This is a genomic window from Nostoc cf. edaphicum LEGE 07299, assembly GCF_015207245.1.
Classification (GTDB): Bacteria; Cyanobacteriota; Cyanobacteriia; order Cyanobacteriales; family Nostocaceae; genus Nostoc; species Nostoc edaphicum_B.
This window is the reverse complement of record NZ_JADEXF010000278.1, coordinates 1-5,773: the sequence shown is the minus strand read 5'-3', so window position 1 is coordinate 5,773 and position 5,773 is coordinate 1. Positions and strand designations below refer to the sequence as shown.

Genomic DNA, 5,773 nt, shown 5'->3' with positions numbered 1-5,773 from the left:
AAATTGAGGGGCTTTCAAATTCTAAGAATGCAAGTACAAGTGAAGTGCATCAAATTACTGCTTCTAGTTCGCGTTATCCTACTGAGAACGGGTTAAAGGTAAGCAATCGCACAAGTATGGCTCAAAAAGCATACTCTACATTTTCATCAACAATTGATAGTGAAAAAAATTTAGTATATCCAAATGATGCTTATGGTGGTTTAGTATTTTTGAGCAACAAACAGAGGAGAATTAGAGAAATCAAATTATTGGCAGCATCCTGTTAAGCAAATATCTTGTTAATAGCAGAAATCAGTTTTATAACAACTAAACTGGTACTATGCCTAAGATTCCAGAGTGCGATCGCCACCATAACTTTTACAAGTGGTTGGGAGGCTGGTAAATTAAATAAATTTTAGCGTGGAAAAGCGATCGCACCCCCAAAGAGCGATCGTCAGTAGCAATAATTTTGAGCGATGCCGTTCGCGGAGCGTCTCGTAGAGAAGGCGACAAGCTACGCATTTATCGGGACTTAAACATTTTTGAGGCACAAACAATCCTCAAACCCATACAGGGCAAGAAAAATACACTAAATGCTCAAAAATGCTTAAAACCCAGATATATCAAGAGACTAGACAAAACGATGTCAAAGTCTCTCTGTATATAAATTTGAGGCTTTTTTCTGGCTAGTTTTTGTCTAAGTCCCACGAACAAAATTCCCGCAAGTGAAAATGACACAGCAAACCCAAATATTAGAGAATCTGCTTTCTCCTCAATTATTGAGAGTGAAAAACTTGGCACAATAACTATAGACTAGGCACTAATAACTAATGACTATGGACCAAAAAGATGTAGATGTAGTTGTAATTGGTAGTGGTATAGGGGGGTTGAGTTGTGCTGCTGTTTTGGCGCGATATGGCTTTGATGTAACTGTTTGTGAGAGTCATACAATTGCTGGTGGAGCGGCGCACAGTTTTGAACGTCAAGGATTTAAGTTTGATAGTGGCCCTTCTCTTTACTCTGGGTTGTCTTACACTCCTTCCGTTAACCCTTTACGACAAGTGCTAGATGTAATTGGTGTGGATTTGCCATGTGTGACTTATAATACTTGGGGTTGTCGGCTACCAGAAGGTGATTTTGATACATCTGTGGGTGCAGAACAGTTTTGTGAAGTGCTGGCAAGGCTGCGAGGTGAAGATGCAGTGTCCCAATGGCGACGCTTGCAAGCGGTGATGACACCACTAGCCGCAGCGGCGATCGCTCTCCCTGCATCTGCATTACGTTTAGATTTAGGTGCAGCTTTGACTATCAGTAAATTTGCTCCATCGTTAGCTAAACATACTGCCAATATTCTCAAGTTAACGGGGTCTTTTGACCGGATCATGAATGGTGTTGTCCATGACCCCTTTATTATTAACTGGTTGAACTTGTTGTGTTTTCTCCTCTCTGGACTACCAGCATCAGGAACTAACGCCGCAGAAGTCGCATTTATGTTTGGGGAGTGGTACAAACCAGGAGTAGCGTTAGATTACCCTGTTGGTGGTAGTGGTGCTTTAGTCAATGCATTGGTGCAAGGACTAGAAAAACATGGCGGGAAATTAATGTTAGGCTCTCATGTTGAGCAAGTTTTGGTACAAGGTAAACGGGCGGTAGGTGTCAAACTGCGAAATGGGGAAGAAATTCGGGCGCGGCGAGCAGTTGTTTCTAATGCTTCGGTATGGGATACGTTAAAACTATTACCAGAAGGAGCAGTACCAAACAAATTCCGTAGCCAACGCCAAGCCATACCAGAGTGTGATAGTTTTATGCACTTGCATCTTGGTATTGATGCTCAAGGTTTACCAGCAGATTTAGCTTGTCATTATATTGTGGTTAATGATTGGCAATTGGGCATTACTGCACCGCAAAATGTTGTGGTGGTATCAATACCCTCAATTCTTGACCCATCCCTTGCACCCCCAGGTAAACACGTAATTCACGTTTATACTCCCGGTAATGAACCCTACGCACTTTGGCAAGGGCTAGATAGGAGAAGCCAGGAATATGAGCAACAAAAGCGATCGCGCGCCGAGGTGATGTGGCAAGCTTTAGAACGAATCATCAGCGATATCCGCACCCGTTGCGAAATCACCCTGGTTGGTACACCCCTCACCCACGAACGTTTTTTACGCCGCCATCATGGTTCCTATGGCCCGGCAATTTCTGCCGCTAAAGGTTTATTTCCTGGTCACGGTACACCTTTAGCGGGGTTGATGTGCTGCGGTGACTCCACATTCCCCGGCATCGGTTTACCCGCCGTTGTCGCTAGTGGGATGATTGTTGCTAATACCCTGGCTCCTTTGAGTAAGCATTTAGCTATGTTGGAGGAGATAAGTTAAGGACAAGACTGGCTTTTAATTATTAGCCCTCGGACAACTTCTCGACGGAGTAGCCGTGCCATCAATTACCTTTGGTATAATCACCATCACTTCCAAAGCCAGGTTCGTAGGAATTCCCTAGTTGGAACTAAAAATCCGGCTACATGAGTCAGTAAAGTTATTAGTCTCTATTTGCTCTTTAAAAATTATCTCAGACAACTAAGCTTAGGAAGAGACAGTATTGGACTGTGTTTAGATGACTTAATGAGACAATCGCTAATAAATTTTTAATCCGGTTAAAATGGTGCTTTCTTAATATTGTGACAACACTAGCAATATGAAGCCATCGTGGAGAACTGGCATAATTTTAACTGCGTAGTTTACCACCGCAGGCATCGCTGGAGCTACCATCAGCGCTATCTCGATTTTCCAAAGAACTAACCAGCCATCCATCGCGCTTACCGAAGAATGGATCGCTACCCAAGTAGCAGATGGGGACAGCATCACAGTTCGTCAAACCGATGGTAGCCAAATGTCAGTCGAGCTTTGTGGAATTGATGCCCCGGAACTAGAACAGGGTGAAATTCCAGGACAACCATTGGCTAATGAAGCAAAACAGAAACTACTCAAGCTCATTGCTGCTGCCGATAATCAACTGATGATCGTTCCAGTGGCAAAAGACAGCGATGGGCGCACTGTTGCTGAAGTCATGGTTCGCGGACAGGTAGAGGCTGAGATTAGTTTTCAGGAAGAATTACTCAAGAGTGGTTTGGCTAAAACGCGGCTTGGTGGGGTAGAATGCCCGAATCAAATAGCTTTCGAGAATGCTCAGGGATTAGCGATCGCTTCTAAAACTGGAGTGTGGAGTCAGGTCAAATAAAATCAGCTTTCAAATTTCAAATTGAGTGCTAAGAAGATTTTTTCACACCAGCTAATATAAGAGTGAGCGCAACTTCTAAAAAATGGCGATCGCGAATGGCTATTAAAATTCCATTAATGAGTATTTGAGACTTGTGAATAAGGAAGCTTGGGAAATAGCGATCGCTCGTTCAGCGTAAAACAATAGCACTTTCCCTACCTCCTCTTGACAAATTCTGTTTTTGCTTAACTTGTCACAAATTGAACATAGCTTTGCGGCAATGACAACGGCTTTTTCAAAGTCTGCGGGATTCACAATGCCCAAAAGAGAACGTTTTTCCTCATTCAAAGGTAAGTTTGGCGGAAATTACATTTCCAACTTTGGAAAGCAGAATGCGATCGCGTTTGTTGCATAATAAGCAAACAACAAGATTCCTGAATTCTTTAAAAGTCAAGGATCTAAGCCTTGTAACAATGCTGCCATATAGATGTGCTAGATAGCCAATTGCTTACAGCTAATGGTAAAAATCAATTAGCGATTCGCAATTAGCACTATGGCAAATTTTCTCCAACCGCCAAGGTTACGCATTGGTGAAGACACTGAAGAAGAACGACGTGCCACTTGGCTAGAACTGTTTTATGATTTGGTTTTTGTCGTTGCAATTTCTCAACTTGCCCACAATCTCAACGAGGATATTTCTCTATCAGGATTATTTGGGTTTGTAGTTCTATTTATACCAGTTTGGTGGTCATGGATTGGCACTACATTCTATGCCAACCGCTTTGACAGCGATGATGTGGGACATAGACTGCTGATTGGTTTACAAATGCTGACAGCAGCAGCGATGGCTATTAACATCCACCACGGTTTGGATGAGAGTTCCCCTGGTTTTGCCATTTCCTATGCTTTTGGTCGAGCTGTGCTTGTAATAGAGTACGTCCGTGCTGGAAGACATATCCCCTCCGCACGTCCTTTAACTACTCGCTACGCTATTGGTTTTGCGATCGCAGCCTTGCTGTGGTTAATATCAGCATCTGTACCCATTCCTTGGCGGTTCGGATTTTGGACGCTGGGAATTGTTATTGACTTTGCTACACCCCTAACAGGACGTAAGTTTCAGATCGGGTTACTCCCCCACGCCTCGCACTTACCGGAGCGTTTCGGGCTATTCACCATTATTGTTTTGGGTGAAGCAATCATTGCAGTAGTTAATGGTGTCTCTGAGCAGAAATGGGATGTTTTGACCGTAATTTCCGCCGTGTTTGGTCTAATTATCGCCTTTAGTTGGTGGTGGGTTTATTTTGATAACCTGGGTGGTAAACCTATTGAGATGGCGCGGACACATGGAAAAGTTGGTGTTGTTAATCTCTGGCTTTACACCCATTTACCGCTAGTGATTGGGATTACTGCTGCTGGAGTCGGTGTAGAACAAATCTTGTTGAGTAAGCCAACTTTAGCACTACCCGATTCCCAGCGATGGCTCATCTGTGGTTCAGTAGCATTATGCTCTCTAGCTGTCAGTATTCTCCATAGATTTGGGGTGATCCGTTATTGCAAAATCCGTTCCCAGTATCGACTTGCGGGTGCAGTCGTGCTGCTAGCGATCGCCATTTTAGGGAAAGGTTTGTTACCTGTTGCAGTCATTAGCCTTGTAGCTGTAGTTTCTGCTGTCCAAGTCGTTCAAGATTTGTATCAGAGCCGTTTCACTACCCGCTTGGTTGACCCAGAAATCTAGCTTTTAGCGTAGTGGCGCACATCTGTGCGCCACTGCGATGTATCCATGCAATTGAAATATGAAAAATTAAAACTGTCTTGAGAAAAAACTCATGGTCATTACACAAAGACGTAAACTTGGGCGTTCAGGACTAGAAGTATCACCAATATCTTTTGGTGGTAACGTTTTTGGCTGGACAATTGATGAAAATAGTTCATTTGAGATTTTAGATTGCTTTATAGCGGCTGGAGGTAATTTTATTGACACAGCAGATGTCTATTCCAAGTGGGTGAGAGGAAATATTGGGGGAGAATCTGAGACAATATTAGGAAAATGGCTCAAGCAGCGTGGTCATCGTGACCAAGTGGTGATTGCAACTAAGGTTGGCAACGATATGGGTGTTAAAGGCAAAGGGCTTTCTCGCAAACACATCCAACAAGCTGTTGAAGACTCATTGCAAAGGCTACAAACCGATTATATCGATCTATATCAATCCCATATTGACGATGAAAGCACTCCACTTGAAGAAACTCTTGAAACCACGCAGAATTGATTCGTCAAGGAAAGGTACGTGCAATTGGTGCTTCAAACTATAGTGGTTCTCGTTTGCGGAGGGCATTAGAAATCAGCCGTCAGCATAGCTATCCTCGCTACGAAAGCCTTCAGCCCCGTTACAACTTGTATGACCGAGATGGTTATGAGCAGGATTTACAACAAATTTGCCAAGAACATGGAATTGGTGTGATTAGCTATTCTTCTCTGTGCAGTGGCTTTCTGTCTGGTAAATATCGCTCAGAAGAAGATTTGTCTATTAGTCTTCGTGGTAGTTCTGTCAAAAGATATTTAAATCCTCGTGGTAAAGAA

Annotated in this window: 9 protein-coding genes; 6 read left to right on the top strand and 3 right to left on the bottom strand. The window is 43.2% G+C overall.

The features are described from left to right. The coding region (locus IQ229_RS23905; RefSeq protein WP_228013366.1) for a hypothetical protein at positions 1-266 on the top strand (266 nt) is incomplete at its 5' end. A 91-nt stretch (positions 267-357) separates the two neighbouring features. Here the strand turns inward: IQ229_RS23905 and IQ229_RS10405 are convergent. After that, positions 358-501, bottom strand: coding sequence for a hypothetical protein (locus IQ229_RS10405; protein WP_194043424.1), 144 nt, complete (start codon positions 499-501; stop codon positions 358-360). A gap of 308 nt (positions 502-809) precedes the next feature. Between IQ229_RS10405 and IQ229_RS10400 the strand changes: the two genes are divergently transcribed. Continuing rightward, positions 810-2,357 carry a phytoene desaturase family protein gene (locus tag IQ229_RS10400; RefSeq protein WP_409339917.1) on the top strand — a complete coding sequence of 516 codons (1,548 nt, stop codon included), beginning with the start codon at positions 810-812 and terminating at the stop codon, positions 2,355-2,357. A 346-nt stretch (positions 2,358-2,703) separates the two neighbouring features. Here the strand turns inward: IQ229_RS10400 and IQ229_RS10395 are convergent, their stop codons facing one another. Next, positions 2,704-2,853 carry a hypothetical protein gene (locus IQ229_RS10395; RefSeq protein ID WP_194043423.1) on the bottom strand — a complete coding sequence of 50 codons (150 nt, stop codon included), beginning with the start codon at positions 2,851-2,853 and terminating at the stop codon, positions 2,704-2,706. Positions 2,854-2,868: 15 nt separating this feature from the next. On the opposite strand from IQ229_RS10395, the gene IQ229_RS10390 reads away from it, so the two are divergent. Next, positions 2,869-3,216, top strand: coding sequence for a thermonuclease family protein (locus IQ229_RS10390; RefSeq protein WP_194043422.1), 348 nt, complete (start codon positions 2,869-2,871; stop codon positions 3,214-3,216). A 102-nt stretch (positions 3,217-3,318) separates the two neighbouring features. Here the strand turns inward: IQ229_RS10390 and IQ229_RS10385 are convergent, their stop codons facing one another. Continuing rightward, positions 3,319-3,543: a hypothetical protein gene (locus tag IQ229_RS10385; RefSeq protein ID WP_194043420.1), complete on the bottom strand. Its 225-nt coding sequence runs from the start codon at positions 3,541-3,543 to the stop codon at positions 3,319-3,321. 205 nt (positions 3,544-3,748) lie between these two features. On the opposite strand from IQ229_RS10385, the gene IQ229_RS10380 reads away from it, so the two are divergent. The 3 genes from IQ229_RS10380 to IQ229_RS24495 all read left to right on the top strand — a co-directional run. Beyond that, positions 3,749-4,930 (top strand): low temperature requirement protein A, encoded by a 1,182-nt coding sequence (locus IQ229_RS10380; protein WP_194043418.1) that lies wholly within the window; start codon positions 3,749-3,751, stop codon positions 4,928-4,930. A gap of 91 nt (positions 4,931-5,021) precedes the next feature. Beyond that, positions 5,022-5,462, top strand: coding sequence for an aldo/keto reductase (locus IQ229_RS24500; RefSeq protein ID WP_265582969.1), 441 nt, complete (start codon positions 5,022-5,024; stop codon positions 5,460-5,462). Beyond that, a partial coding sequence (locus tag IQ229_RS24495; protein WP_265582968.1) for an aldo/keto reductase occupies positions 5,459-5,773 on the top strand: 315 nt, incomplete at its 3' end. The genes IQ229_RS24500 and IQ229_RS24495, both read left to right, overlap by 4 nt.

Coding starts and splice junctions, on each gene's coding strand:
- IQ229_RS10390 (WP_194043422.1), top strand. CDS start 2,869: ATGTCAGTCGAGCTTTGTGGAATTGATGCCCCGGAACTAGAACAGGGT.
- IQ229_RS24500 (WP_265582969.1), top strand. CDS start 5,022: ATGGTCATTACACAAAGACGTAAACTTGGGCGTTCAGGACTAGAAGTA.
- IQ229_RS10400 (WP_409339917.1), top strand. CDS start 810: ATGACTATGGACCAAAAAGATGTAGATGTAGTTGTAATTGGTAGTGGT.
- IQ229_RS10380 (WP_194043418.1), top strand. CDS start 3,749: ATGGCAAATTTTCTCCAACCGCCAAGGTTACGCATTGGTGAAGACACT.
- IQ229_RS10405 (WP_194043424.1), bottom strand. CDS start 501: ATGCGTAGCTTGTCGCCTTCTCTACGAGACGCTCCGCGAACGGCATCG.